Here is a 25,661-nt window from a genome sequence, read left to right as displayed (position 1 = left end):
CTATGTCCGATCCGCTCTCAGGATCAGGCGGCCTTGAAATGGAAGACGCAGCCTGCCGGATTGGTCTCGTCGGCCTTCAACGACGGATTGTAGCGATAGAGTGTCGAGCAGTAGGAGCAGACCTTCTCGCTTTCATCGCCCATGTCGATGAAGATATGCGGATGGTCGTAGGGGACCGAGGCGCCGGTGCACATGAATTCCTTCACGCCGATCTCGATAACGCGGTGTCCGCCGTCGTTCTGGAAATGGGGAATGTTGTGGCCGGCCATGGTGATCTCCGAATGCGTCTTGCCTTAGATGGCGCCAGACTTGATTGCCCTTCTTTATAATTCTTCTCGCCGATTGTGTAGTGCGAAAGTCCGGCTCGGCGCACAGATTTTCGCAAGCGCGGGGTTCACCTGATATTGCTGATAAAATAAGGTCCGCAACAAAGAGACGATGTTCACGAAGATCTTGCCATGAATTTGAATAGCCCTGCCTTTTCCTATTTCGTCCATGACGGTCTCAAGCTGGCCTATTTCGACGAAGGCGATCCGAATGGCGCGCCGGTCCTGTTGATTCATGGTTTTGCCTCGACCGCGATTGCCAATTGGGTCAATCCGGGCTGGCTGAAGTCGCTGGGCGAGGCGGGTTATCGCGTCGTCGCCATCGACAATAGAGGCCACGGCTTGAGCGACAAAGCCTATGATGCCGATGCCTATCGTCCCTGGGTCATGGCAGAGGATGCGATCGCGCTGCTCGATCATCTCGGCATCCCCCAAGCCCATGTCATGGGATATTCCATGGGTGCGCGCATCTCGGCGTTCCTCGCGATGGCCCATCCCGATCGTGTCCGCTCGCTCGTCTTCGGCGGGCTCGGTATCGGCATGGTCGATGGTGTCGGTGATTGGGATCCGATCGCCGATGCGCTATTGGCGCCGTCGGTTGACGATGTCGCGCATCTGCGCGGCCGCATGTTCCGCGCCTTCGCCGATCAGAACAAGAGCGACCGTGAGGCGCTCGCCGCCTGCATCAGGGGCTCGCGCGATCTGGTCGCCAAGGAAGACGTGGCAAAGATCCAGGCGCCGACCTTGATCGGCGTCGGTACCAAGGATGATATCGCCGGTTCGCCGCAACAGCTCGCGGCGCTGATGCCGCATGCTGAAGCGCTGGATATTCCGAACAGGGACCATATGCTCGCCGTCGGCGACAAGGTGTTCAAACAGGCCGTCCTGGAGTTCTACGAACGCCTCGCCAACCAATAGATCAAGTCACTTGCCGGTGAAATGCGGTTTGCGCCGCGCGGCAAAGGCTGCACGGCCTTCGGCATAGTCGGCGCTGTCGAAGGTCTCGGCGCCGATCACCTCGGCCTCGCGCAGGAGGTCGCTATCCTGTTCGATCACGGCACGAACCGCGAGCTTGGAGGCATGCAGTGCGATCGGCGCATTGGCGGCAATAGCGCGGGCGAGGGCCGAAACCTCGTCGTCGAATGCGTCTGTTGTAATCTCTTCCAGCAGAAAGCCGGCCGCGACCATCTTGTCGGTCGACATCTGCGCGCCGGTGAAAAGCGTGACCCTGGCCATCTGAGGCCCGAGCGCGTTGACGATGTCTTGCACCGCATCGGCTGGATAGGCGATGCCGAGGCGGACGGCGGGCACCGAGAAACGAGCTCCCTCTGCGGCGACACGCAGGTCGCAGGCGGCGGCAATGCCGAAACCGCCGCCGTAACAAATGCCCCGGATTGCTGCGATCGTCGGCACACGGCAATGGCGGATCGCTGTAAAGGCGGCGCTGTTCAACGCCTCATAGGCGACAGCGGTTTCGGCATCCTTGCGCAGGCTGTCAAATTCGCTGATATCGGCGCCGGTCGAAAAATCCTGGCCAGCACCGCGGATGATGATCACATGCGCCTGTGCCTTGTCGGTCAAAAGGCGAATGGCCTGCGGTATGGCGCGCCACATTGCCGCGGTGATGGCGTTCTTGCGGCCGGGATTGTCGATGGTGAGTGTACCGATGGCGTCGCTACAGGTAGCGCGCAGGAGACCACTAGCAAAATCATGCTCAAAACTCATGCGCGCCCGCCCCATTTATGTTGTCGCAGTTTTACTCTATATAATGTTTCACCGACAGGAAATCAGGAGACCGCAATGGTCGCAGCAACGGACATTCGCCAGGTCGAAGGCGTAGGCTCTGTAAAGGTCGTCGATCCCATCTGGGGCAGCGTGCGGGAAGAAGCGCGTGCAGCCGCCGAACGGGATCCGCTTCTGGCCGCCTTCCTCTATTCCACGATCATCAATCACAAGTCGCTGGAAGAATGCGTCATCTATCGCATCTGCGAACGTCTCGACCATCCGGATATGCAGGGCATCCTGCTGCGCCAGACTTTTGAGGAAATGCTGGCCGATTGGCCGGAATGGGGCTCGATCCTGCGCGTCGACATTCAGGCCGTCTATGACCGCGATCCGGCTTGCCTGCGCTTCATGGAACCGGTCCTCTATTTTAAGGGATTCCACGCCCTGCAGACGCATCGCCTGGCTCATTGGCTGTACAATCGCGGCCGCCGGGATTTTGCGCTCTATCTGCAGAGCCGTTCCTCCAGCGTTTTCCAGACGGATATCAACCCGGCCGCGCGCATCGGCAAGGGCATTTTCCTCGATCACGCGACCGGCCTGGTGGTCGGCGAAACGGCCGTCATCGGCGACAACGTCTCGATCCTGCACGGCGTCACGCTCGGCGGTACGGGCAAGGAAGGCAGCGACCGTCATCCGAAGATCGCCCATGGCGTGCTCATCGGTGCCGGCGCAAAGATTCTTGGCAATATCCAGATCGGCCATTGCTCGCGCATCGCCGCCGGCTCGGTGGTGCTGAAGGAAGTTCCCCCGAAGACGACAGTGGCCGGCGTGCCGGCCAAGGTGGTCGGGGAAGCCGGCTGTTCGGAACCGTCCCGCTCCATGGATCAGCTCCTTGCAGAGCAGATCGTCGCCGACCAAATCATGGGTGCCGGTATCTAACGGAAATCCCACCTGATTGTCAGGATTTTGCTCCGGCGGCACAAGCAGAAGGCGCGCTTCTGGTCTTTACACCGCCGCTTTTCCTATGCAAGAAGCGGCCAACCCGAGAATCCCGACGGAGATGAATTGTGAAGCCTGACGAAATCAAGAAGCTCGACGCCTACTTCAAACGCACGTTCAACCCGCAGATCGTGGTCAAGGCCCGCCCGCGCAAGAACGATTCCGCGGAAGTCTATCTTGGCGAAGAGTTCCTGGGCGTTGTCTATATCGACGACGAAGACGGCGACCGTTCCTACAACTTTTCCATGGCGATCCTGGACGTCGATCTCTGATCGACAGCTCCTGCTGTCAGGTCGGCGCTCGACCCCTGGTCGATCTCTCGATTTCCATAGAGATGATATCAAGAGCCGCATTCCACTGAAATGCGGCTCTTTTTTTAGATGATTACCAGGAAATAAGCCGGATACGCGTTATTTGCGATCGAGTTTGGCCGATTTGGTGCCGAAATTCGGATTTTTCCATCGAAATCGAATATTTTTCTCAAAGCCGGAAGTTGCATACCGGTTGATATATATTAGCAAAAACAGGAACATGCCCGGGGCCCTCTCCGGCAGTCGCTTGCCTGTCATTAAGAATGCAATCCTGGGGTGATACTGCGTTGCACAAGACTACTTGACTATTTGTGCGCCGCATTTAGTTTTCGTCCAGGTAACCCGGCCGTCGGCCAAACCAACAAAGGGACGGAGAAGCATGTTCAATTTCGATGAAGCGAACAAGAAGGGCAAGGAAGCCATGGACACGGCTCTGAAGAGCTATTCCGATGTGACCAAGGGTTTCCAGGCGATTGCTGCTGAAGCCGCCGAATATTCCAAGAAGTCGTTCCAGGACGGCGTTACGCATTTCGAAACGCTGGCCGGCGTGAAGAGCTTCGAAGCTGCTTTCGAGCTGCAGACCGGCTTCGTAAAGTCCTCCTATGAAAACTTCGTAGCCGAGGCGACCAAGCTGGGCGAAATGTACGCCGATCTCGCCAAGACCGTCTACAAGCCCTACGAAGCTCCGGTTGCCGCCGCCACCAAGGCTGCCAGCAAGACCGCCGCTTCGATTGCACCTGCTGCATAAGCGTTTCGCTTAAGAACAGCGATATTCACGAGAGACCGGCTGCGCGACCCGCGGCCGGTCTTTTGCGTTCTTTATTGTCGATCTCGGCTCGATCGTGGCCGCGACTTTTTTGATCATGGCCCGCTTTGGCAACGAATTCTGATTGCAGTGTCCGGTAGGGGGCTTAAAATCGCACCAATATGAACTAAGTTAGGGGTTCGGATATCCGGCCCGACGGAGTCAGTTACCCAATCCAGTTTGCCAAGTCGGAATGCGATAGCTTCTGCCGGATGATTTGAGGAATGAATGAAATGATCGCTGAGCCGATCCGGATGCAAAACGACAGCGAAAGGAACGGGGACAACGGAAATCGCGGGACCTCGGTGATCACGCGCACCAAGCCCAAAACCAAGAAACCCAACCTATACCGCGTGCTGCTTCTAAACGACGACTACACGCCCATGGAATTTGTGATCCACATCCTGGAGCGTTTCTTCCAAAAGGATCGAGAGAGTGCCACCCGCATCATGCTTCATGTCCACAACCACGGCGTCGGCGAATGCGGGATATATACATATGAGGTAGCTGAAACGAAGGTGAGTCAGGTGATGGATTTTGCCCGGCAACACCAGCATCCGCTGCAATGTGTTATGGAAAAGAAGTGAGGATCTGAACGTGCCAACATTTTCGCCTAGTCTTGAGAAGGCGCTGCATCAGGCACTGACCTACGCGAACGAGCGGCATCACGAATATGCCACGCTGGAACATCTGCTATTGGCTTTGGTGGACGACGCCGACGCCGCGGCTGTCATGGGCGCGTGCAATGTTGATCTCGACGCGCTCCGTAAGACGCTGACTGAATACGTCGATAATGAACTGTCAAATTTGATCACTGGTTATGACGAGGACTCGAAGCCCACTTCCGGCTTCCAGCGCGTCATCCAGCGCGCCGTCATCCATGTCCAATCCTCGGGCCGCGAGGAAGTGACGGGCGCCAACGTTCTCGTCGCAATCTTTGCGGAACGGGAAAGCCATGCGGCCTTCTTCCTGCAGGAGCAGGAAATGACCCGCTACGATGCGGTCAACTACATCTCTCACGGCATCGGCAAGCGGCCGGGTTCCTCCCAGACCCGCACGCCGCGCGGCGCCGAGGATACCGAATCGGAAAGCAAGCCGACCTCGCGCGGCGAGCAGGAGGAAGGTAACAACAAGAAGCAGCAGGATGCGCTGAAGGCCTATTGCGTCAATCTCAACGAGAAGGCGAAGAACGGCAAGATCGATCCGCTGATCGGTCGCAACTCCGAAGTCAGCCGCACCATCCAGGTGCTGTGCCGCCGTTCGAAGAACAACCCGCTCTATGTCGGTGACCCCGGCGTCGGCAAGACCGCGATCGCCGAAGGCCTCGCCAAGCGCATCGTTGAAGGCAAGGTGCCGGAAGCCTTGGCTGATGCGACCATCTTCTCGCTCGACATGGGCACGCTGCTGGCCGGTACCCGCTATCGCGGCGATTTCGAAGAGCGTCTGAAGCAGGTCGTCAAGGAGCTGGAAGAATATCCGGGCGCCGTGCTGTTCATCGATGAGATCCATACCGTCATCGGCGCCGGTGCCACCTCCGGCGGTGCGATGGATGCGTCTAACCTGTTGAAGCCGGCTCTTTCCTCGGGTGCGATCCGTTGCATCGGTTCGACCACCTACAAGGAATACCGTCAGTTCTTCGAGAAGGACCGGGCTCTTGTCCGCCGCTTCCAGAAGATCGACGTCAACGAGCCGACCATCGAGGATGCCATCGAAATCATGAAGGGCCTGAAGCCCTATTTCGAAGAGTATCATCACCTGCGCTATTCGAACGACGCCATCAAGTCGGCGGTCGAATTGTCGGCTCGTTACATCTCCGACCGCAAGCTGCCGGATAAGGCGATCGACGTGATCGACGAAACCGGTGCTGCGCAAATGCTGCTGCCGCCGTCCAAGCGCCGCAAGCTGATCACGGAGCGGGAGATCGAGGTAACGATCGCCACGATGGCTCGCATCCCGCCGAAGACGGTGTCCAAGGATGACGAGATGGTTCTTGCCAATCTCGAACAGGAACTGCGTTCGGTTGTCTACGGCCAGGATACGGCGATCGAAGCTCTGTCGACCTCGATCAAGCTCGCTCGTGCCGGTCTGCGCGAACCGAACAAGCCTATTGGCTGCTACGTCTTCTCCGGCCCGACCGGCGTCGGTAAGACGGAAGTCGCCAAGCAGCTTGCCTCCTCGCTTGGCGTCGAGTTGCTGCGCTTCGACATGTCGGAATATATGGAGCGTCACACGGTTTCCCGTCTGCTTGGCGCACCTCCCGGCTATGTTGGCTTCGACCAGGGTGGCCTGCTGACCGACGGCGTCGACCAGCATCCGCACAGCGTCGTTCTGCTCGACGAAATCGAGAAGGCGCATCCGGATATTTTCAATATCCTGCTGCAGGTCATGGACCATGGCGCACTGACCGACCACAACGGCAAGAAGATCGACTTCCGCAACGTCATCCTGATCATGACGACCAATGCGGGCGCATCGGAAATGGCCAAGTCCGCTATCGGCTTCGGTTCGTCCAAGCGGACGGGCGAGGATGAAGAGGCTCTCAACCGGCTCTTCACCCCGGAATTCCGCAACCGTCTGGATGCGACCATTCCGTTCGCAGCGCTGCCGACCACGGTCATTCACAAGGTCGTGCAGAAGTTCATCATGCAGCTTGAGGCTCAGCTTTCCGAACGGAACGTGACCTTCGATCTGCACGAGGACGCGATCGCCTGGCTGTCCGAGAAGGGTTACGATGACAAGATGGGTGCCCGCCCGTTGGCACGCGTCATCCAGGAACACATCAAGAAGCCGCTGGCGAACGAAATCCTCTTCGGCAAGCTGAAGAAGGGTGGCGTCGTCAAGGTCACCGTCGGCAAGAAGGAAGACGGTACGACCGGCATCTTACTCGACTCCATCGCGGATACCGCACCGATCCGGCCGAAGCCGGAAGCCGAAGTGGTCGACTCCGTGGTCGATGTGGAAGAGGATGATGGCGACACCGTCAAGACCAGAAGCCGCGTCGGCAAGGCGGATGCTGCTTCCGATACCCGCCGCTCGCCGAAGACGCCGTCCTCTGCCAGCGATGGTGAACCGGACGGCAAGTCGCCGCGCAAGGGCAGCACGGTGCCGAAGGTACCGCGCAAGTAATCGGCGATTGATCGTCTGAGAAAGCGAAAACGGCTGCATTGGAGACAATGCAGCCGTTTCCATATGTTTACGCGCTATATCTCACAAAGAGATTTAGAGGGATCGATGCTTGCTCGGCTTTGATCAGCTCAGCGCCTCGATGATCTTCTTGGCATTCTCCGCCAAAACGGCGCCATCTTCCATTTTGCCCGAATGCGGCTTCAGGGCGATACCCTCATGGCGCGGGATGATGTGGAAGTGCAGGTGAAACACGGTCTGGCCGGCGGCCGGCTCGTTGAATTGGGCGATGTAGACGCCATCCGCCTCGAAAGCCTCCTGAATCGCGACGGCGACTTTCTGGACCGTGGTAATCAGATGCGGCAGGACGGTCGGATCGGCATCGAGAAGGTTGCGCGAAGCGGACTTCGGTAGCACCAGCGTATGGCCGGGCGCCTGTGGCATGACATCCATGAAAGCGACCGTGTGTTCATCCTCGTAGATACGATAGGACGGGATCTCGCCTTTCAGGATCTTTGCGAAAATATTGTTGGGGTCATAGGCGGGGCTGGTCATCCAGGGTCTCCTCGTCTTCCGATTATAATTGTCCAGAGCAGCTAGATATCTTGCCGCTCGCCTTTGCGGAAGGGGCTGTGCTCGGCCAGGATCTCACTCATCTCCTCAACTTGCTCGCGCTCGTGTCTGAGATAGTCGGCAACGGCGCGGCGCAAGCCTTGATGGCCGATATAATGCGCCGAATGCGTGATGACCGGCAGATAGCCGCGGGCGAGCTTGTGTTCGCCCTGCGCGCCGGCTTCGACGCGCTTCAGCCCCTTGGCCAGCGCGAAATCGATCGCCTGATGATAGCAGACTTCGAAGTGCAGGTAGGGATGATCTTCGACGCATCCCCAGTGCCGCCCATAGAGCGTTTCGCCGCCGATGAAGTTGATGGCGCCGGCGATATAGCGGCCCTCGCGCTTGGCCATCACCAGCAGGATATCGTCGGCCATCCGCTCGCCGATCAGCGAGTAGAACTTGCGGGTGAGATAGGGCCGGCCCCATTTGCGGCTGCCGGTATCCATATAGAAAGCGAAGAACTGGTCCCAGATACGCTCGGTGAGATCGCTACCCGTTAGCCAGTCGATGCTGATGCCGCCTTCAAGGGCGGCGCGACGCTCCTTTTTCAGCGCCTTGCGCTTGCGCGACGCCAGTGTTTCAAGGAAGGCGTCATGGTTGGGATAACCATCATTGATGAAATGGAACTGCTGGTCGGTACGATGCAGGTAGCCATCGCCTTCGAAGACGGAAATCTCGTCTTCCGGAAGGAAGGTGATGTGGGCGGAGGAGACGCCGAGCTGCCGGGTCACCTCCTTCAGGCTTTCGGCCAGCGCCGGCTGAATCACATCGCGATCCTGTCCCTCGGCTACAAGCAGGCGCGGGCCGGTTGCCGGCGTGAAGGGAATGGAGCACTGCAGCTTCGGATAATAACGGCCGCCCGCGCGCTCGAAGGCATCGGCCCAGCCGTGATCGAAGACATATTCACCCTGGCTATGATTCTTGAGATAACCGGGGACGGCGCCGATCAATTCGCCGCTGTCGGTTTCGAGCAACAGGTGATTGCCGAGCCAGCCGGTCTTGTCGGTGGCGGAGCCCGACTCCTCCAGGGATGACAAAAAGGCATGCGAGACAAACGGATTATACGGCCGCACCGTACCCGTCCTCGACGCCCCGGCGAGCTTGGACCAGCCCTCCGGAGCAATGTTTTTGAAAGAACGCTCGACTCGAATGGATAATTCGTCTGTCATCAAATTCGTCTGTTAGGAAGGAAAGGCAGGGCTCTCCCTTGGGTCGAACCCTTCGAAGGTCATTTGATCTGCGTTGGCAAATGTGTGTTTGCGGGCCGCTTCGTCGCGCACGGTCCAGGTGATGACCGGGATGCCGCGCTGGCGCTGCGCCGTGATGAAGGGGTTCGGCAGGTGGCCATAGAAATACGAGATGAAGTCTAGCCCAAGCTGCATGGCTTCGTCATGCTTAAAAAATGTCTCGGGCTCATTTCCATCCGCCGTCAGGCCGACAGGGTAGGGCGCGTTGAGCGCCTTCAGGTCCTTGAGCAGCCAATGGTCGAAGCTCATCAGCGCGACATGACCGTTATAGCCCTCCAGGACTTCCAGCACGGATTCCGCAAAGCCCTCATCGTCACCTTCGCGGCCCTTCAGCTCCAGCACCAACGGCACCTTGCCGTCGCAGAGCTTGAGGAGCTGTTTCAGCGTCGGGACCTTGTCGTTGGTGCCGCCGACCGAGAGCAGGCCGAGTTCGGCCGAGGTCCGGTCACGAAGCTGGCCGGGAAGATTGCAGACGCGCTGCAGATCGTCATCGTGAAAGACGACCGGAACGCCGTCGGCGGCGTAATGGAGATCGCATTCGATGGAAAAACCCGCCTCGATCGCGCGGCCAAAAGCCGACAAGGTGTTTTCCCAAACCTGCTTGTTCATGTCGTGAAAGCCGCGATGGGCGACAGGACGTTCGGTAAGCCAGGCAATCTTGCTCATTATGCAATTTCCATGATGGCATCGATTTCGACGGCGGCATTCAGCGGCAGTGCTGCCATGCCGACCGCAGCGCGCGCATGCTTGCCAGCGTCGCCAAGTACATTTGCCAGAAGATTGGAGGCACCGTTGATCACAAGATGTTGTTCGACGAATTCGGGTGCCGAGGCGACGAAGCCGTTCAGCTTGATGATGCGCTTGATGCGGCCGAGATCGCCGTCCAGGGCTGCCTTTGCCTGGGCGAGAATATTGATGGCGCAAAGCTCGGCAGCGCGTTGGCCGCCGGCAACGTCGACATCCCTACCGAGGAGGCCGGTGACACCAAGCTTGCCGTTTTCCATCGGCAACTGCCCGGACAGATAAAGAAGATTGCCGCTGATGACATAGGGCACATAGTTGGCGGCTGGCGCGGCAGCCTGCGGCAGGACGATGCCAAGCTCCTTCAGACGGCTCTCGATGGCGTCGGACATTTTCATCTCCCGTTTTGTTGTAAAATCTTCAAAAATCCGGCATCAAGCTTAGATTCCCTTTGCCGGGAAAGGCAGCCTCGATTTAAGCACGATCCCGAAATACCAGAAGCGATCTTGGACGAGATCACGCCAAATCAAAAGGCAGAGTGAGATGACGAATTGATGACGGTCCGCCTCACTCTAGCCGAAGCGTTCTTATAGCATCGCGTGCGAGTCCAACAGGAGATAATGAATGTTCCGCTCGAGTCTTGCCGCCGTTGTTGTTTCGAGTTTAGGCGTCGCGTCTCTGGGCGCATCCGCCATGGCGGCAGGTCCAAGCGGGTTGATCGCGCATCGCGCCGTCTATGATCTCGAACTGAAGGACGCTTCCGACCGGTCTGGTATCGCCGGCATGTTCGGCCGTATGGTCTATGAGTTCGACGGCTCCGATTGCACCGGTTTCACCACCAATTTCCGCTTCGTCACGCAGATCGACACGGGTGACACGACACGCGTCAGCGATCAGCAGACGACCACATTCGAGGATCTCACCAAGCGCGTTTTCCGCTTCGAGACCAAATCCTATACGGACGACCAGCTCGATAAGGACGTGCGTGGTGCGGCGGCGGACGACCAGAAGGGCATCAAGGTCGATTTGACCCAGCCGCAGGCCAAGCAGGTCGAGCTCATTCAGAGCCGCTTTCCGACAGAACATATGCTCGACATCATTCATAATGCGAAGCTCGGCAGGAATTTCTTCGAAGCCGAGGTTTTCGACGGCTCCGACGATGGCGACAAGTCGTTGATCGCAACAACCGTCGTCGGCAAGCAGTCGACGCCCGCCACCGACGATCCCGATGCCGACAAGGCCGGTATGTTCGCGAAAACACCGTTCTGGCCGGTGACCGTTGCCTATTTCAACGACAAATCCAAGGGCGACGCCATCCCGGTCTATCGCATGTCGTTCAAGCTCTATGAAAACGGCATCACCCGCGACCTCACCATGGACTATGGTGACTTCGTGCTGACCGGCAAGCTTTCCAAGCTTGAAGTGCTCGACACCAAGGCCTGCCAATAGGCTTGGCCACGGCGCCAAGCCACAGGGCAAAATCTTCGTCATAAAATTGTATTCGAAGCTTCACTATTCTGGGGTGCATCCGGCACGCCCGTGAGTGAGTCTCATGTCCCGCTGTGCCGATCTGGAATTGTAGCGGGCCATGCGGGCCGCGTCGCTTATTGTGGGAATAATCGGCAGGCTTCCGCAGACAGGTCCCGTGTTGATAGACGAGAAAGCACGACCTATGGCCAATACCGATCTCGCCCCTGCCTCTAACGCTGCTTTGCCGGTTGTCACGGCCGATCCGGCGGAAATTGCCCGCATCGGCGATACCATCGATTTGAACGACCGCGCCGGTATTTCGGTCTATGGGGACCGTGCCCAGCAGTCCGTCTCCGACTATTCCGACCGGATTCTCCGCGAGGTCCGCAATCGCGATCTTGGTGAGGTCGGCAAGCTGCTGACCGATATCATCATCAAGTCGAAGAAGCTCGACCCGGCATCGCTGAAGGATGAGGGCTTTCTTTCCAAGATTTTCTCGTCCTTCAAGGCGAGGTTGGAACGCTTCAAGGAGGAGTTCGAGGATGTGGCCGGCCAGATCGATCGCATCGGTCTCGAGCTCGACCGGCACAAGGATACGCTGCGCCGCGACATCGCACTTCTCGATGATCTCCATGAGGAGACAAAGCGGTCGATCCTGCAGCTCGACGCCTACGTGCAGGCGGGCAAGACGTTTGCAGAGCATTTCCGCAGTGTCGAACTGCCGAAGCTGAAAAGCGCTGCTGATGCCGCGGCTGCCAATCCCGGCGGCGGCATGCTGGAGGCGCAGACCTATCAGGACAGCCTGCAGGCCCTCGACAGGCTGGAGAAGCGGGTATTCTACCTGCAGCAGGCCCGCCAGCTCGGCATTCAGCAATTGCCGCAGATCCGCATCGTGCAGGCCGGCGACGAAACGCTGATCGAGAATCTGCAGGCGACATCGGCGCTGACGGTGCCGGCCTGGAAGCAGAAGATGGTGATCCTGCTCGGGCTGTCGCGGCAGAAATCGGCGCTCGAATTGCAGAAGACGGTGACTGACGCCACCAACGAGATGATCCGCCAGGCATCCGAGATGATGAAGGACCAGGCGATTGCCATCGAACAGCAATCGCAGCGCGGTATCGTCGATATCGATACGCTCGCCGCCGCCAACCGCGACCTGATCGATACGATCGGCGGTGTCCTGAAGGTGCAGGAAGAAGGCCGCAGGAAGCGGGCCGAGGCCGAGCAGCAAATGGAGAGAATGACCGTCGAACTCAAAAAGGCGATGATCGAGGCACGATGAGCGGCATGATGATCCGCACACTTCTCACCGGCCTGGCGCTGACGGCGGCGCTCGCCTTGGCGGGCTGCGATGCCGGCGGCAAAGGTCCGAAGTTCTCGATCGTCTCCGGCTCGGAAAACACGGTTATCCAGCCGATCGTCGAAGAATTCTGCAAACAGAAGAACGCCACCTGCAGCTTCACCTACGAAGGCACGCTGGATATCGGGCTGGCGCTGCAGAGCGAAACTGGCGTCGAGCAGGACGCCGTCTGGCCGGCATCGAGCGTCTGGGTCGATATGTTCGACACCAAACGCCGCGTGAAGACGCTGACCTCGGTGGCGCAGACGCCCGTTATCCTCGGCGTGCGCAAATCGAAGGCGCAGGCGCTCGGCTGGATCGGCAAGCCTGTGTTCATGAAGGACATCTTGGCGGCGGTGAAAAACGGCTCGCTGAAATTTCTCATGACCTCGGCAACCCAGTCCAATTCGGGCGCCAGCGCCTATCTCGCCATGCTCTCCAGCGCGCTCGGCAACAAGCCTGTCATCGAGCCGGGCGATCTCGACAAGCCGGAGGTTCAGGGTACCGTCAGGGCGCTGCTTGCCGGGGTCGAACGCTCGTCGGGTTCCTCCGGCTGGCTCGCGGACCTCTATACGGATTCTGCTGGCCAGGGCACGCTCTACGATGCCATGTGGAACTACGAGGCGGTGCTGAAGGAGACCAACGACAAGCTTATCGGCATGGGCAAGGAGCCGCTTTATGCGATCTATCCGGCCGATGGCGTGGCGATCGCGGACTCACCGATCGGCTTCATCGATCACGGACGAGGACCCGAGGTCGAAACTTTCTTCAACGAACTGGTCGCCTATTTGCGGTCCGCACCCGTGCAGAAGCGCATTGCCGACACCGGCCGACGCATTCCATTGGGAGATGCTGTGACGAAAGGGGACCCGAGTTGGAATTTCGACCCGAGCCGGTTGGTGACCGCGATCCGCATGCCGGAGCCGACCGTGATTCGCCAGGCGCTCGATCTCTACCAGGGCGCATTGCGTAAGCCGTCGCTCACGGCCCTTTGCCTGGATTTCTCCGGCTCCATGGGAGGCACGGGCGAAAATCAATTGCAGGCTGCCATGCGGTTCCTGTTCAATCCGGATGAAACCGGAAAGGTGCTGGCGCAATGGACGCCGGCGGACCGCATCATGGTCATTCCGTTCGACAGCCGCGTACGGACGACGCTTTTGGCCACGGGCGACCCCGCACAACAGAAGAACCTTGTCGATAAAGTGTCGCTGCAGCATGCCGATGGCGGCACCGATATGTATGCTTGCGCAAGCAGGGCGCTTGAGCGCATGAAGGATACCCAAAATCTTTCGTCCTATCTGCCGGCGATCGTCATCATGACCGACGGAAAGTCCGATGATGCGAGCCGCGATTTTCTGAGTGAGTGGATGGCAACCAACCCGCATGTGCCGGTCTTCGGCATCACCTTTGGCGACGCCGACAAGTCGCAGCTCGATGCCTTGACCAAGGCGACATCGGGGCGTGTGTTCGATGGTCGTGGCGATCTCGTCAGCGCCTTCCGCGCGGTGCGTGGCTACAACTAGGACACCGATGCGCAATTGGTTCGGCAATGACTGGAATTGGATCGTGGCGGGGCTTACCGCCGCGATCGTCGTTCCCGTCTTGAGCTTCTTTGCGAAGATGCCGTTGTGGATCGCGGCCGTCATCGGTCTGCTCGTCTTTACAGGCCTCATCTTTACATTGTCGCCGCGTCGGCTTTTCGAAGGTCTGGATGCGAAAGCCATCGGCAAGGGACGTCTCGATTTCGCGCGCGATCTTTTGAGTGCGGCCGCACCGGCAGCGCAAAGGCTGGAAGTCTCGGCGGATCACATCGCCAACAAAGAGACGGCAAAGCGCGTGCGGCATCTGGCCGAAATCGCCGCCGATGTCTTTGCCAAGGTGGAGGCGAGCCCGGAAAGCGCCGGCACCGTGCGGCGCTTCCTCAGCTATTACCTGCCGCGAGCGGCCGAAGTCGCCGAGGGTTTCGCCACGCTCGAGGCCAAGCGCGTGCCGGACCAGAAACGATTGCAGGACGTTGAGCTGGTGCTCACCAAACTCGAGGATGCCTTCGTGCACTATTCGGACAGTCTCGTCGACGACAGGCTCGATACGCTGGACACCGAGCTGCGCCTCATACAGGCCTCGCTCAAAGAGGATATCGGACGCTGATGGCTATCTCTCGCCGCGCCTTTGGAGTGGGACTTCTTGCTACCGGCGTTGCCGGCACCGGTGGCTATTTCGCCGTGAAGGACCGGCCGGAGTTCCAGGGACTGCTCGGCAACCGCACGAAGCTCTTCGGCTTCATCGGCGGTGAGAAGGTGGCGTTTCTGGCGGACGAGGATGTTGTCGGCGCTCTGCATGGATACGGACTGGATATAGACAGCCGTGTGGCCGGCTCCGTCGAGATGGTGCGCGAGCAGGCACTTCTGTCGCAGAATCCTGCTTTCCTTTGGCCGTCGTCCTCGATCATGGTCGATATCGCCCGGCAGCGCGGCGTCAAGATCCGCGACGACCGCGTCGTGCTGAACACGCCGGTCGTCGTCTACACCTGGCAGCCGGTGGTCGACGGGTTGATGAAAGCCGGGCTGGTCACCGTGACGCCCACCGGACAGCATCAGCTTGATCTGAAGGCATTGCTCGATGCCGTCCTTGCTGGAACGAATTGGTCCAAGCTCGGGGTCGACGCGCTCTACGGGCAGGCGCGCATCGTCTCGACCGATCCGAATCGCTCCAATTCCGGCTTCATGTTTGCCGGATTGGTACTGAGCCTGTTTGCCGGCAACGTCGCGACGGTCGCCGATCTCGCGCGGTCGGGCGACAAGGCGCAGATGATCTTCCGCAATATGGGCTTCAAGTCGCCGTCATCAGGCAAGCTTTTCGATCAATATCTCGCCGGCGGGCTCGGCGGCGAACCGATGATCGTCGGCTACGAGAATCAGTTGGTCGAATGGATCATCGCCGATCCCGGACGGTGGAAGCGCGTTCAATCGAGCTCCACGGCAAAGCCGGTTGTGCTTTATCCGCATCCGACCGTCTATTCGTCGCATCCTCTGATCGTCGTGGATGAAACCGCCAACCGGATGATGGATGCGCTGACAAGGCCGAAGCTGCAGGAACTCGCCTGGACCAAGCACGGCTTCCGCGGGCCATTGGGCACGGCGACCGGTAATGCACATGATGCGATTGCAGGCCTGCTGCCGGCCGAGATCGACGCGGTCTTGCCAATGCCGGACGCCAACGTCATGCTGGCGTTGCTCGACAAGGTGGCGAGCTAAAGGGCAGGGGTCTGCCGTATTTTTTCCACCTAAGCCTTGCATTCCCGGCAAATCGAATGTATGGGCAGCCGCATTCCACACGTAAGGCATGGGATTGTCCGGGAGAAATCCGGATCGTTCCGCCCGGTGGCATCTTCGAAGAGGATGCTGTTCGCCTTGCGGAGGTTCAACCGGAAAAGGAGTCAAAGGCATGGCATTGCCTGATTTTTCTATGCGTCAGCTTCTGGAAGCTGGTGTTCACTTCGGCCACCAGACGCATCGCTGGAACCCGAAGATGAAGCCGTACATCTTCGGCGATCGTAACAACATCCACATCATCGACCTCGCCCAGACGGTTCCGCTGCTGAGCCGCGCCCTGCAGGTTGTCAGCGACACCGTTGCCCGTGGCGGCCGCGTTCTGTTCGTCGGCACCAAGCGTCAGGCGTCCGAACTGATCGCCGACAGCGCCAAGCGCTCGGCCCAGTACTACGTCAACGCCCGCTGGCTCGGCGGCATGATGACCAACTGGAAGACGATTTCGAATTCCATTCAGCGTCTGCGCAAGCTCGACGAAATCCTCAACGGCGAAGCCCAGGGCTTCACCAAGAAGGAACGTCTGAACCTTGAGCGCGAGCGCGAAAAGCTGGACAAGGCTCTCGGCGGTATCCGCGATATGGGCGGCACCCCGGACCTGATGTTCATCATCGACACCAACAAGGAAAAGATCGCGATCGACGAAGCCAAGCGCCTCGGCATTCCGGTCGTCGCCATCATCGACTCGAACTGCGATCCGGACCTGATCGACTATCCGATCCCGGGTAACGACGACGCTTCGCGCGCCATCGCTCTCTACTGCGACCTGATCTCGCGCGCTGCCATCGACGGCATCGCCCGCCAGCAGAGCGCATCCGGCCGCGACCTCGGCGCTTCCGTTGAAGCTCCGGTCGAGCCGACACTGGCGGACGGCACCGAAGCCTGATCGCGTCTTGTGGCGGGCAGAAGCTTGTCCGCCCGAGCGTATTGATATCCGGGATAAGGCCGTTTGCGACTTCAAGGAGTTCGAGCGGCCTTATCGCGTTTTTGGTAACTGCTGGCCTACTGCATAATTCCTTAAATCGGAATCGATTTAAGGGTAAATTATGCAGCAGATTTAAAGTGCTACAGCGACCTTTACGCGTCACCATGACGCGTGGCGCTGTAGGCGGAAAATCCAGGCATGTTCCAAACAGAATTCCACAGTATGACGCTGCTTCATAACGCTGTCATACTTACGGGTACATTTCGTCCCTCAAATCGGTGCCGCTTCGGCTTAACGCCGTTTGCCGCACCGTATGAACCGACAAGAGGAAGCTTATGACCGAGATTACGGCTGCACTGGTGAAAGAACTGCGCGAAAAGTCTGGCGCAGGCATGATGGACTGCAAGAAGGCGCTGACCGAGACGAACGGGGATATCGAAGCCGCGATCGACTGGCTGCGCGCCAAGGGCATCTCCAAGGCCGACAAGAAGTCCGGCCGCACCGCCGCTGAAGGCCTGGTCGCCATTGCCGGCGCCGGTCACAAGGCCGTCGTCGTCGAGCTCAACTCTGAAACCGACTTCGTTGCCCGTAACGATGCCTTCCAGGATCTTGCTCGCGGCATCGCCGAAGTTGCGCTGTCCACCAACGGCACTGTCGAAGCCATTTCGGCTGCGACCTATCCCGCATCCGGCAAGCCGGTTGTCGACACCATCAAGGACGCGATTGCAACCATCGGCGAAAACATGGCGCTTCGTCGCGCGGTCAAGCTGGAAGTTGAGCACGGCGTCGTGGCGACCTACATCCACAACGCTGCTGGCGACGGTATCGGCAAGCTCGGCGTTCTGGTTGCCCTGAAGTCCGTCGGTGACAAGGCCGTTCTGACGTCGATCGGCCGCCAGGTTGCCATGCACATTGCTGCTACGAACCCGCTCGCCATCCGTCCGGAAGAAGTTGACGCTGCCGTCGCCGAGCGCGAACGCAACGTCTTCATCGAGCAGTCCCGCGCCTCCGGCAAGCCGGACAACATCATCGAAAAGATGGTCGAAGGCCGCATGCGCAAGTTCTTCGAAGAAGTCGCTCTTCTGTCGCAAGCTTTCGTCATCAACCCGGACCTGACCGTCGCCGCTGCCATCAAGGAAGCTGAAAAGACCGCCGGTGCGCCGATCGAAATCACCGGCATGGCCCGTCTTCTTCTCGGCGAAGGCGTCGAGAAGGAAGAGACCGACTTCGCTGCCGAAGTCGCCGCTGCCGCCAAGGGCTGATCAACGAATTCATTTCGTCTGTTGACGAAACGAAACCATATCCCAGATAGGTGAAACCATATCAGGGGAAACCCGTGGGCATCGCGTGACAACGCGGTGCCCTTCGTGTATCCGGCTTTCACTATTACCCCGCGATCACTTCAAGGAGCGACAATGTCCCAGCCGATCTACAAGCGCGTATTGCTCAAGGCCTCCGGCGAAGCTCTGATGGGCAGCCAGGGGTTCGGTATCGACGTTACCGTCGCTGACCGCATTGCATCCGATATTGCCGCAGCGCGCGAAATGGGTGTCGAGGTCGGCGTCGTCGTCGGCGGCGGCAATATCTTCCGCGGCGTTGCCGTGGCCTCCAAGGGCGGAGACCGCGTAACCGGCGACCACATGGGCATGCTCGGCACCATCATCAACGCGCTGGCGCTGGCCACCTCGCTGCGCAAGCTGGATATCGACACGGTGGTGCTGTCAGCCATTTCCATGCCGGAGATCTGCGAAAGCTTCTCGCAGCGTGCGACGCTCTATCATCTCTCGCTGGGCCGCGTGGTGATCTTTGCCGGCGGCACCGGCAATCCCTTTTTCACCACCGATTCCGCCGCTGCGCTGCGCGCCGCCGAAATGGGCGCCGAAGCAATCTTCAAGGGCACGCAGGTCGATGGCATCTATTCCGCCGATCCGAAGAAGTTCCCGGATGCCGAGCGTTTCGAACATCTGACCCACAGCCAGGTGCTGGAAAAGGGGCTCGCCGTCATGGATGTGGCCGCCGTGGCGCTTGCACGGGAAAATTCAATTCCGATCGTCGTCTTTTCCATTCACGAAAAGGGCGGTTTCGCAGAAATCTTGACCGGCGGCGGTCGTAAGACCATCGTATCCGACAATTGACGTTCCTGTGGCACCGGGCCTTCCCGGCGCCGCCTATTACACGGGAGTATAAAAACATGAGTGAAGGCACCGACCTCAAGGAACTGAAGCGCCGCATGGACGGCGCCATCGCGGCATTCAAGAGCGATATCGCCTCGCTGCGCACCGGCCGCGCGTCCGCCAACATTCTCGATCCGGTCACGGTTGAAGCCTATGGTTCGCGCATGCCGCTGAACCAAGTTGCCAACATCACCGTACCCGAGCCGCGCATGCTGACCGTTTCCGTTTGGGATAAGTCGATGGTCGGCGCCGTCGAGCGGTCGATCCGCGAATCCAATCTCGGCCTCAACCCGATCGTCGATGGCCAAAATCTGCGTATTCCGCTGCCGGAACTCAACGAGGAGCGCCGTCGCTCGCTGGTCAAGGTTGCCCATGAATATGCCGAGAAGGCGAAGGTGGCGATTCGCCATGTCCGCCGGGATGGCATGGACGGTCTCAAAAAGGCCGAAAAGGACGGTGTAATCGGTCAGGATGAAAGCCGCGCTCAGTCTGAGCGTGTGCAGAAGATGACGGACGATACGATTTCGGATATCGACCGCTTGCTAGCCGACAAAGAAAAGGAAATCATGCAGGTCTGATTGCCACTAGAGCATCCCGCTTTCGATCAAGAAACATTGAAAGCGGTGAGGGTGCGCTAGATTTGAAGTCCTGGAGCATTTCCTGCCGAACGAAACCGGATCCATATGTCAGTTCCCACGTTCTCTGCCATACCCGATCACCTCGCCATCATCATGGATGGCAACGGGCGTTGGGCCAACGCGCGCGGCCTGCCGCGCACCATGGGCCACCGTAAGGGCGTGGAGGCGGTGCGCGAAACGGTACGGGCGGCAGGGGATGTCGGTATAAAATATCTGACGCTCTTTGCCTTTTCCTCGGAGAATTGGCGCCGCCCGGAGACTGAAGTGAGCGACCTTCTCGGCCTGCTCAAGGCGTTCATTCGGCGGGACCTTGCGGAACTGCATCGCCAGAATGTCCGCATCCGCGTGATCGGCGACCGCTACAATCTGCGCAGCGATATCTTGCCGCTGTTGATCGAAGCGGAAGAGACCACCAAGGACAATACCGCGCTGACGCTGATCATCGCCTTCAACTATGGCTCGCGCGACGAGATCACCCGCGCTTTCGTCAGCCTGGCCAAGGACGTCGAAGCCGGGCGCCTGCGCCCGCAGGATATTCGTCCCGAATTGATCGATGCACGACTGGATACGGCCGGAATCCCTGATCCTGATCTCATCATCCGCACCAGCGGCGAAGAGCGGCTGTCGAACTTCCTTCTTTGGCAGGCGGCCTATTCGGAATTCATGTTCATGCCGGAGTACTGGCCGGATTTCAGCCGGGACCTCTTCTTCTCCGCGCTGGAAAAATACGCCGCGCGTGATCGGCGCTTTGGCGGGCTTTCCGCCAAACAGGCGGCGGCCGTGGGGTCCTGATGAGCCGTGAACTCAGGCTGCGCATCATTTCCGGCATCGTTCTTGCCGCGGTCGTTCTGGCTGCGACTTGGTATGGCGGTCTGAGCTTTCGTATCCTGGCGGCGGCGATCGGCTTGCTCGTCTACTATGAATGGTCTACGATAACGGACCTGCATGGTCGCGATCCGCAGGGCAATGCGCTTGGCTGGCTCGGCCTCCTGCTGATAGCCAGCGCGACACTAGCGGCGGAATCCGTCTATTCCCTCGAATTGCTGATCATCTTTGTTGCGGTCACGGCGATCATGGTCGCCATGCGTAGCAAAAGCTGGTGGCTGCCCGGCGGAATATTCTATGCGGGATTGACGGCAATCGCCCTTGCCGAGATCCGGGATGACGATCTGCGCGGCTTCGTGCTGATGCTGTTCATCTTCGCCACCGTTTGGGCGACGGATATTTTTGCCTATTTCGTTGGCCGCGCCATCGGCGGGCCGAAGCTTGCGCCGCGCATATCGCCGGGCAAGACCTGGTCGGGCGCGATCGGCGGGGCCATTGCCGCGGTGATTGCCGGAACAGCGGTCGTCTGGAGCTTTTTCTCGGCAGATGGTTTATGGATTCCTGCGCTCACTCTGGTGCTGTCAATCTGCAGCCAGATCGGCGATCTTTTCGAGTCTTTCATCAAGCGCCGCTTCGGAGTCAAAGACTCCAGCCACCTGATTCCCGGCCATGGCGGCGTCATGGACCGGGTCGACGGACTAATTTTTGCTTGTTTTGCAGCGTTTTTCTTGGCTATCGTAATATCGCTGACAATAAGCGGCGAGACTATGTCATTGGGCGGCGTTCTGCTCGGTGTCTGAAATCAACGCGAACAGGATCGTGCATGGGTAGCGTGGCAGGCATTATCGGCTTCTTGACGAACAACGTCATAACGTTTGTTTTCGTACTGTCTTTGCTCGTTTTCGTGCACGAAATGGGTCACTATCTGGTTGGCCGTTGGTCCGGTATCCGCATCATGGCCTTTTCGATCGGCTTCGGTCCGGAAGTCGCTGGTTTTACCGACCGCCATGGTACGCGCTGGAAGCTGTCAATCATTCCGCTCGGCGGCTATGTCCGCTTCTTCGGCGACGAGGATGCCTCGAGCAAGACCGATGTCGATCAGCTCGCGGCCATGACCGAGGAGGAGCGCGCCCGGTCCTTCGCCGGCGCCAAGCTCTGGAAGCGGGCGGCCACCGTTGCGGCCGGCCCGATCGCCAATTTCATTCTCGCCATCGCAATCTTCGCCGTACTCTTTGGCGTCTATGGCCGCACCGTCGCTGATCCGGTCGTCGCCGTGGTCATGCGCGGCGGTGCCGCCGCTGAAGCGGGAATCGAGCCAGGCGACCGTCTTGTTGCCATCGATGGCAACAAGGTGACGACGTTCGATGAGGTGCAGCGCTATGTCGGCCTGCGTCCCGGTCGCAATATCGTGCTGTCCGTCGAGCGCGACGGCCAGAAGCGCGATTTCAGCATCCTGCCGAAGCTCGTGGAAGACACAGATCAGTTCGGCAACAAGATGGAAATGGGACGCATCGGCATCGCGCTCGTCGATCCGCTGGTGACGGCGGTTGAGCCGGGTGGACCGGCAGCGCAGGCGGGCGTGCAGGCGGGTGACCGCCTGGTCGCCGTCGACGGCAACAATGTCGCGACCTACTATGATATCGCCCGCTACGTCGGCGATCGCCCCGGCAAGAGCCTCGTCTTGACGGTCGAACGCAACGGTCAGATCCGTGATTTTCCGATGGTGCCGGAAACGTTGAGCGCGACCGACGCCTCTGGAAAGAAGAAGGACGTCGGTAGCATCGGTATTTCGCCGATCGACCCGCTCGTCGCTTCGATCGCACCGGACAGCCCGGCGCAACAGGCCGGTCTCGCGCTTGGCGACCGTATCCTCTCCGTGGATGGGCATGTGGTCGATTCCATCGGCGACGTGCAGCGTTATTTGGCATCCGGTGCGGACAAGCCGGTGGTGTTGTCCGTCGAGCGCAGCGGTGGCACACGCGACGTTCAAATACTTCCGAAGAAAACCGAAGAGCCCGATGCCTTCGGCAACCAGACGCAGATCAGCAGCATCGGGATTACTGACGGCCAGAAGCCCATCAAGCTCCGTTATGAGGCATATGGTCCGTTCCAGGCGCTGGGCGAAGGCGTCAGACAGACCGGCAATATCGTGTCCGGCACCTTCGAATATCTCGGCAATGTCATCGGCGGCTACATGAAGGCGGATCAGCTCGGCGGCCCCATTCGGGTGGCTCAGCTTTCCGGGCAGATGGCAACCCTGGGCTTTTCGGCGGTGCTCCAATTCGCCGCCATACTTTCTGTTTCCATTGGGTTATTAAATTTGATGCCGGTGCCGGTACTTGATGGCGGGCACTTGATGTTCTATGCGATTGAAGCCGTAAGGGGAAAACCGCTGGGTGCTCGGGCACAAGACATCGCTTTTCGAATTGGTTTTGCGATGGTCCTGTCACTCATGGTGTTTGCGACATGGAACGACATCAGCTCCAGGATAGGCTGATGGGGCAGTAGAGGAAATTACGATTTATTTACGATGTTTCAAAGCTGTAGTGGCGAATGAGCCACGGTTTGAAATGAAGTAAACAGAAATTAACTTGCTCCCTTGCTTGTATGTCAAAAGCGGGTAAAACGACACACGTGGCCGGAATCGGGTTCGCTCGGGGCTGGGGACGACTGATAAAAAGGTAAGAAGTGAAAATGAAGGCTGGTTCAAGATTTTTGAACGCAGTGTCGGCGGTAGCGCTGTCTGCTGGTGTTGTTGCGTCGGGCGCTGGTGTTATCACCCTTGCTTCTGCCTCAGTCGCAGAAGCCGCTGTTATTCAGCGGGTTGATGTCAGGGGAGCTGAACGCGTTGGTCCCGAGGCTGTTCGCGACAATATCACGATCAAGCCTGGCAAGAGCTTCTCGCCAGCCGACATCGACAATTCGGTAAAGCAGCTTTATGCGACCGGATACTTCTCCGATGTACACGTAACCGTCTCTGGCAGCACGCTGGTCATTTCCGTCAAGGAAAACCTGCTGATCAATGCCGTGGTCTTCAACGGCAACCACAAGATCAAGGACGACAAGCTTCAGGGCATCGTTCAGACCCACGCGGCCGGCCCTTACAACGAGAGCCAGGTTCAGGCTGACATCAAGACCATCAAGGACGCTTACGCCGCAATCGGCCGTAATGAAGTCCAGGTGACGACGCAGACCGTGCCGGTCGCGCAGGGCCGCATCAATGTGGCCTTCGTCATCAACGAAGGTGACCGCACCAAGATCGACAAGGTCAATTTCTCGGGCAACCAGGCTTACAGCAGTGGCCGTCTTGCTTCGGTGATCAGCACCAAGAAGAGCAACTTCCTGTCGTTCCTGACCCGCAAGGACGTCTACAGCCCGGAACGCCAGCAGGCCGACCAGGATGCGCTGCGTCAGTTCTACTACAATCACGGTTATGCCGATTTCCGCGTCGTTAGTGCCGATGCGACGCTGAACGAGCAGACCAACGAATACACGCTGAACTTCAACGTCGATGAAGGTCCGCGCTACACCTATGGCGACATCAACGTCGTCTCGACGGTCGAAGGCGTCAACGCCGATGACCTGAAGAGCCTGGTCATTACGCATAAGGGTGATGTCTACAGCGCCAAGGACATCCAGACCTCGATCGAAAATATTTCCAAGCGCGTCGCTGCTGCCGGCTATCCCTTTGCCCGCATCACGCCACGCGGCAATCGTGACCTGACTGGCCACACGATCGGTATCGAATATCTCGTCGACCAGGGCGAGCGCGCCTATGTCGAGCGCATCGAAATCCGCGGCAACACCCGCACGCGCGATTACGTCATTCGCCGCGAGTTCGACCTCAATGAAGGCGACGCTTTCAACCAGGAAATGATCACCCGCGCCAAGCGCCGTCTCGACGCGCTCGGCTATTTCACCAAGGTTGATATCACCACCGCCCAGGGCAGCGCTCCGGACCGTGTCGTCGTGATCGTCAACGTCGAAGACCAGCCGACCGGTTCGTTCGGTATCGGTGCTGGTTACGCTGTCGGCAACAATGGCGGCCTGCTGCTGGAGGCTTCGGTCGAAGAAAAGAACTTCCTGGGTCGTGGCCAGTACATCCGTATTGCTGCTGGTGCCGGCACGGAAGGCAACCGTACCTATAACATCTCGTTCACCGAGCCCTATTTCCTCGGCTATCGTCTGGCTGCCGGCTTCGACATCTTCCGGAACCAGACCTCGAGCGATGATTTCTACGATTATTCGGAAGAAGGCTTCTCGCTGCGCGTCACCGCGCCGATCACCGAGAACTTCGCGACGACGCTGCGCTACAACTACAAGCGCCTGCAGTACGACGGTACCAACGACTGGGAAAACAATCTGTCTGCTCCCTACCTGAACCTCGTGAACAACAGCCCGTGGGTTCAGTCGACGATTTCGCAGACCTTCACCTACAACACGCTGGACGACCAGAACCTGCCGCGCGAAGGTATCATCGCCAAGTTCACGCATGAATATGCGGGTCTGGGTGGCGACTCCGACTTCTACAAGCTGAGCGGCAAGGCGCGTTACTATAAGATGATCAGCGACGAAGCCGACATCATCGGCTCGCTGACGGTCGGCGCCGGTTATGTCATGCCGACGGGCGATCACCTGAACGTCTTCGATCAGTTCACGCTTGGTGGTCGTGAAATCCGCGGCTTCGAAAATGCTGGTATTGGTCCGCGTTCGTCGCATGGCGATGCGCTGGGCGGCACGACCTACTTCACGGCTTCGGCTGAAGCAAGCATGCCGATGCCGGGCGTTCCGCAGGATATCGGTCTGCGCGTCGCAGCCTTTGCCGATGCGGGCACGCTCTATGGCAACAAGGCTGATCTCTTCGGTGACGTCCTGCACAACGACAGCTCGATCCGTGCTTCGCTGGGTGCAGGTCTGATCTGGTCGTCGCCCTTCGGTGTCATCCGTGTTGACTATGCTGTGCCGGTTCTCAAGGAAGATTACGACAAGACCGAGAATTTCCGGTTTGGCATCGCCAACCAGTTCTGATATCGGCAGCCCAGAACTGCGGGCTTAACACCGTTCTGGAGCTG

The 25,661-nt window shown here is 58.9% G+C and carries 25 protein-coding genes; 19 read left to right on the top strand and 6 right to left on the bottom strand.

Annotation, left to right across the window (positions count from 1 at the left end; all coding sequences use genetic code 11):
• Window positions 1-23 precede the first annotated feature (23 nt).
• Window positions 24-269, bottom strand: coding sequence for a zinc-finger domain-containing protein (locus QD357_RS01485; RefSeq protein WP_028755005.1), 246 nt, complete (start codon window positions 267-269; stop codon window positions 24-26).
• 189 nt (window positions 270-458) lie between these two features.
• Between QD357_RS01485 and QD357_RS01480 the strand changes: the two genes are divergently transcribed.
• Window positions 459-1,244: an alpha/beta fold hydrolase gene (locus tag QD357_RS01480; protein WP_107107921.1), complete on the top strand. Its 786-nt coding sequence runs from the start codon at window positions 459-461 to the stop codon at window positions 1,242-1,244.
• A 6-nt stretch (window positions 1,245-1,250) separates the two neighbouring features.
• Here QD357_RS01480 and QD357_RS01475 read toward each other — a convergent pair whose 3' ends face one another.
• Complete coding sequence (locus tag QD357_RS01475) at window positions 1,251-2,051, bottom strand: enoyl-CoA hydratase-related protein (protein ID WP_107108137.1); 801 nt, start codon at window positions 2,049-2,051, stop codon at window positions 1,251-1,253.
• A gap of 75 nt (window positions 2,052-2,126) precedes the next feature.
• Between QD357_RS01475 and cysE the strand changes: the two genes are divergently transcribed.
• The 5 genes from cysE (at window position 2,127) to clpA (ending at window position 7,292) form a co-directional block, all read left to right on the top strand.
• A complete protein-coding gene (gene cysE / locus QD357_RS01470; RefSeq protein WP_107107922.1) occupies window positions 2,127-2,990 on the top strand; it encodes a serine O-acetyltransferase in 864 nt (287 codons plus the stop codon).
• Window positions 2,991-3,118: 128 nt separating this feature from the next.
• Window positions 3,119-3,322 carry a DUF3126 family protein gene (locus QD357_RS01465; protein ID WP_107107923.1) on the top strand — a complete coding sequence of 68 codons (204 nt, stop codon included), beginning with the start codon at window positions 3,119-3,121 and terminating at the stop codon, window positions 3,320-3,322.
• Between the two features lie 418 nt (window positions 3,323-3,740).
• Window positions 3,741-4,109, top strand: coding sequence for a phasin family protein (locus QD357_RS01460; protein ID WP_107107924.1), 369 nt, complete (start codon window positions 3,741-3,743; stop codon window positions 4,107-4,109).
• Window positions 4,110-4,399: 290 nt separating this feature from the next.
• Entirely contained in the window at window positions 4,400-4,753 is a 354-nt protein-coding gene (gene clpS / locus QD357_RS01455; RefSeq protein WP_028755011.1) for an ATP-dependent Clp protease adapter ClpS, read from the top strand.
• Between the two features lie 10 nt (window positions 4,754-4,763).
• On the top strand, window positions 4,764-7,292 hold the full coding sequence (gene clpA / locus QD357_RS01450; protein WP_107107925.1) for an ATP-dependent Clp protease ATP-binding subunit ClpA: 2,529 nt from the start codon (window positions 4,764-4,766) through the stop codon (window positions 7,290-7,292).
• 123 nt (window positions 7,293-7,415) lie between these two features.
• Here clpA and QD357_RS01445 read toward each other — a convergent pair whose 3' ends face one another.
• From QD357_RS01445 to QD357_RS01430, 4 genes are read right to left on the bottom strand one after another with little or no spacing between them, the layout of a single operon-like run.
• Window positions 7,416-7,844 carry an HIT family protein gene (locus tag QD357_RS01445; RefSeq protein ID WP_107107926.1) on the bottom strand — a complete coding sequence of 143 codons (429 nt, stop codon included), beginning with the start codon at window positions 7,842-7,844 and terminating at the stop codon, window positions 7,416-7,418.
• A 41-nt stretch (window positions 7,845-7,885) separates the two neighbouring features.
• Window positions 7,886-9,073 carry a GNAT family N-acetyltransferase gene (locus QD357_RS01440; RefSeq protein WP_107107927.1) on the bottom strand — a complete coding sequence of 396 codons (1,188 nt, stop codon included), beginning with the start codon at window positions 9,071-9,073 and terminating at the stop codon, window positions 7,886-7,888.
• A gap of 12 nt (window positions 9,074-9,085) precedes the next feature.
• Window positions 9,086-9,817 carry a glycerophosphodiester phosphodiesterase gene (locus QD357_RS01435; protein WP_107107928.1) on the bottom strand — a complete coding sequence of 244 codons (732 nt, stop codon included), beginning with the start codon at window positions 9,815-9,817 and terminating at the stop codon, window positions 9,086-9,088.
• On the bottom strand, window positions 9,817-10,284 hold the full coding sequence (locus tag QD357_RS01430) for a RidA family protein (RefSeq protein ID WP_107107929.1): 468 nt from the start codon (window positions 10,282-10,284) through the stop codon (window positions 9,817-9,819). Before QD357_RS01430 ends, QD357_RS01435 begins: the two co-directional genes overlap by 1 nt.
• A gap of 232 nt (window positions 10,285-10,516) precedes the next feature.
• Between QD357_RS01430 and QD357_RS01425 the strand changes: the two genes are divergently transcribed.
• From QD357_RS01425 to bamA, 13 genes are all read left to right on the top strand, one after another.
• Complete coding sequence (locus QD357_RS01425) at window positions 10,517-11,341, top strand: cell envelope integrity EipB family protein (RefSeq protein WP_107107930.1); 825 nt, start codon at window positions 10,517-10,519, stop codon at window positions 11,339-11,341.
• Window positions 11,342-11,564: 223 nt separating this feature from the next.
• Complete coding sequence (locus tag QD357_RS01420) at window positions 11,565-12,644, top strand: toxic anion resistance protein (RefSeq protein WP_107107931.1); 1,080 nt, start codon at window positions 11,565-11,567, stop codon at window positions 12,642-12,644.
• 5 nt (window positions 12,645-12,649) lie between these two features.
• Complete coding sequence (locus tag QD357_RS01415) at window positions 12,650-14,224, top strand: substrate-binding domain-containing protein (RefSeq protein ID WP_107108138.1); 1,575 nt, start codon at window positions 12,650-12,652, stop codon at window positions 14,222-14,224.
• A gap of 7 nt (window positions 14,225-14,231) precedes the next feature.
• Window positions 14,232-14,849 carry a 5-bromo-4-chloroindolyl phosphate hydrolysis family protein gene (locus QD357_RS01410; protein WP_107107932.1) on the top strand — a complete coding sequence of 206 codons (618 nt, stop codon included), beginning with the start codon at window positions 14,232-14,234 and terminating at the stop codon, window positions 14,847-14,849.
• Window positions 14,849-15,955, top strand: a complete 1,107-nt coding sequence (locus QD357_RS01405) for a substrate-binding domain-containing protein (protein WP_107107933.1) — start codon at window positions 14,849-14,851, stop codon at window positions 15,953-15,955. Before QD357_RS01410 ends, QD357_RS01405 begins: the two co-directional genes overlap by 1 nt.
• Before the next feature lie 190 nt (window positions 15,956-16,145).
• Window positions 16,146-16,913 carry a 30S ribosomal protein S2 gene (gene rpsB, locus QD357_RS01400; protein WP_028755022.1) on the top strand — a complete coding sequence of 256 codons (768 nt, stop codon included), beginning with the start codon at window positions 16,146-16,148 and terminating at the stop codon, window positions 16,911-16,913.
• A gap of 374 nt (window positions 16,914-17,287) precedes the next feature.
• On the top strand, window positions 17,288-18,214 hold the full coding sequence (gene tsf, locus QD357_RS01395; RefSeq protein WP_107107934.1) for a translation elongation factor Ts: 927 nt from the start codon (window positions 17,288-17,290) through the stop codon (window positions 18,212-18,214).
• Window positions 18,215-18,367: 153 nt separating this feature from the next.
• Window positions 18,368-19,087 (top strand): UMP kinase, encoded by a 720-nt coding sequence (pyrH, locus tag QD357_RS01390; RefSeq protein WP_107107935.1) that lies wholly within the window; start codon window positions 18,368-18,370, stop codon window positions 19,085-19,087.
• A 56-nt stretch (window positions 19,088-19,143) separates the two neighbouring features.
• A complete protein-coding gene (gene frr, locus QD357_RS01385; RefSeq protein WP_028755025.1) occupies window positions 19,144-19,704 on the top strand; it encodes a ribosome recycling factor in 561 nt (186 codons plus the stop codon).
• 105 nt (window positions 19,705-19,809) lie between these two features.
• A complete protein-coding gene (locus QD357_RS01380; protein ID WP_107107936.1) occupies window positions 19,810-20,556 on the top strand; it encodes an isoprenyl transferase in 747 nt (248 codons plus the stop codon).
• On the top strand, window positions 20,556-21,389 hold the full coding sequence (locus QD357_RS01375; RefSeq protein WP_107107937.1) for a phosphatidate cytidylyltransferase: 834 nt from the start codon (window positions 20,556-20,558) through the stop codon (window positions 21,387-21,389). Before QD357_RS01380 ends, QD357_RS01375 begins: the two co-directional genes overlap by 1 nt.
• Before the next feature lie 23 nt (window positions 21,390-21,412).
• Complete coding sequence (gene rseP / locus QD357_RS01370; protein WP_107107938.1) at window positions 21,413-23,086, top strand: RIP metalloprotease RseP; 1,674 nt, start codon at window positions 21,413-21,415, stop codon at window positions 23,084-23,086.
• Window positions 23,087-23,283: 197 nt separating this feature from the next.
• Window positions 23,284-25,617 carry an outer membrane protein assembly factor BamA gene (bamA, locus tag QD357_RS01365; RefSeq protein ID WP_107107939.1) on the top strand — a complete coding sequence of 778 codons (2,334 nt, stop codon included), beginning with the start codon at window positions 23,284-23,286 and terminating at the stop codon, window positions 25,615-25,617.
• Window positions 25,618-25,661: the final 44 nt, after the last annotated feature.

Source organism: Rhizobium sp. BR 317 (assembly GCF_047445835.1).
GTDB lineage: Bacteria > Pseudomonadota > Alphaproteobacteria > Rhizobiales > Rhizobiaceae > Rhizobium > Rhizobium paranaense.
Note: the sequence above shows the minus strand (reverse complement) of the source record. Positions and strands in the feature narration are given on the sequence as shown.

Bases quoted from the DNA above. Each gene is read 5' to 3' on its own strand.
- QD357_RS01485 (WP_028755005.1), bottom strand. From the start codon at position 269: ATGGCCGGCCACAACATTCCCCATTTCCAGAACGACGGCGGACACCGC.
- QD357_RS01480 (WP_107107921.1), top strand. From the start codon at position 459: ATGAATTTGAATAGCCCTGCCTTTTCCTATTTCGTCCATGACGGTCTC.
- QD357_RS01475 (WP_107108137.1), bottom strand. From the start codon at position 2,051: ATGAGTTTTGAGCATGATTTTGCTAGTGGTCTCCTGCGCGCTACCTGT.
- cysE (WP_107107922.1), top strand. From the start codon at position 2,127: ATGGTCGCAGCAACGGACATTCGCCAGGTCGAAGGCGTAGGCTCTGTA.
- QD357_RS01460 (WP_107107924.1), top strand. From the start codon at position 3,741: ATGTTCAATTTCGATGAAGCGAACAAGAAGGGCAAGGAAGCCATGGAC.
- clpS (WP_028755011.1), top strand. From the start codon at position 4,400: ATGATCGCTGAGCCGATCCGGATGCAAAACGACAGCGAAAGGAACGGG.
- QD357_RS01445 (WP_107107926.1), bottom strand. From the start codon at position 7,844: ATGACCAGCCCCGCCTATGACCCCAACAATATTTTCGCAAAGATCCTG.
- QD357_RS01440 (WP_107107927.1), bottom strand. From the start codon at position 9,073: ATGACAGACGAATTATCCATTCGAGTCGAGCGTTCTTTCAAAAACATT.
- QD357_RS01435 (WP_107107928.1), bottom strand. From the start codon at position 9,817: ATGAGCAAGATTGCCTGGCTTACCGAACGTCCTGTCGCCCATCGCGGC.
- QD357_RS01430 (WP_107107929.1), bottom strand. From the start codon at position 10,284: ATGTCCGACGCCATCGAGAGCCGTCTGAAGGAGCTTGGCATCGTCCTG.
- QD357_RS01425 (WP_107107930.1), top strand. From the start codon at position 10,517: ATGTTCCGCTCGAGTCTTGCCGCCGTTGTTGTTTCGAGTTTAGGCGTC.
- QD357_RS01420 (WP_107107931.1), top strand. From the start codon at position 11,565: ATGGCCAATACCGATCTCGCCCCTGCCTCTAACGCTGCTTTGCCGGTT.
- QD357_RS01415 (WP_107108138.1), top strand. From the start codon at position 12,650: ATGATGATCCGCACACTTCTCACCGGCCTGGCGCTGACGGCGGCGCTC.
- QD357_RS01410 (WP_107107932.1), top strand. From the start codon at position 14,232: ATGCGCAATTGGTTCGGCAATGACTGGAATTGGATCGTGGCGGGGCTT.
- QD357_RS01405 (WP_107107933.1), top strand. From the start codon at position 14,849: ATGGCTATCTCTCGCCGCGCCTTTGGAGTGGGACTTCTTGCTACCGGC.
- rpsB (WP_028755022.1), top strand. From the start codon at position 16,146: ATGGCATTGCCTGATTTTTCTATGCGTCAGCTTCTGGAAGCTGGTGTT.
- tsf (WP_107107934.1), top strand. From the start codon at position 17,288: ATGACCGAGATTACGGCTGCACTGGTGAAAGAACTGCGCGAAAAGTCT.
- pyrH (WP_107107935.1), top strand. From the start codon at position 18,368: ATGTCCCAGCCGATCTACAAGCGCGTATTGCTCAAGGCCTCCGGCGAA.
- frr (WP_028755025.1), top strand. From the start codon at position 19,144: ATGAGTGAAGGCACCGACCTCAAGGAACTGAAGCGCCGCATGGACGGC.
- QD357_RS01380 (WP_107107936.1), top strand. From the start codon at position 19,810: ATGTCAGTTCCCACGTTCTCTGCCATACCCGATCACCTCGCCATCATC.
- QD357_RS01375 (WP_107107937.1), top strand. From the start codon at position 20,556: ATGAGCCGTGAACTCAGGCTGCGCATCATTTCCGGCATCGTTCTTGCC.
- rseP (WP_107107938.1), top strand. From the start codon at position 21,413: ATGGGTAGCGTGGCAGGCATTATCGGCTTCTTGACGAACAACGTCATA.
- bamA (WP_107107939.1), top strand. From the start codon at position 23,284: ATGAAGGCTGGTTCAAGATTTTTGAACGCAGTGTCGGCGGTAGCGCTG.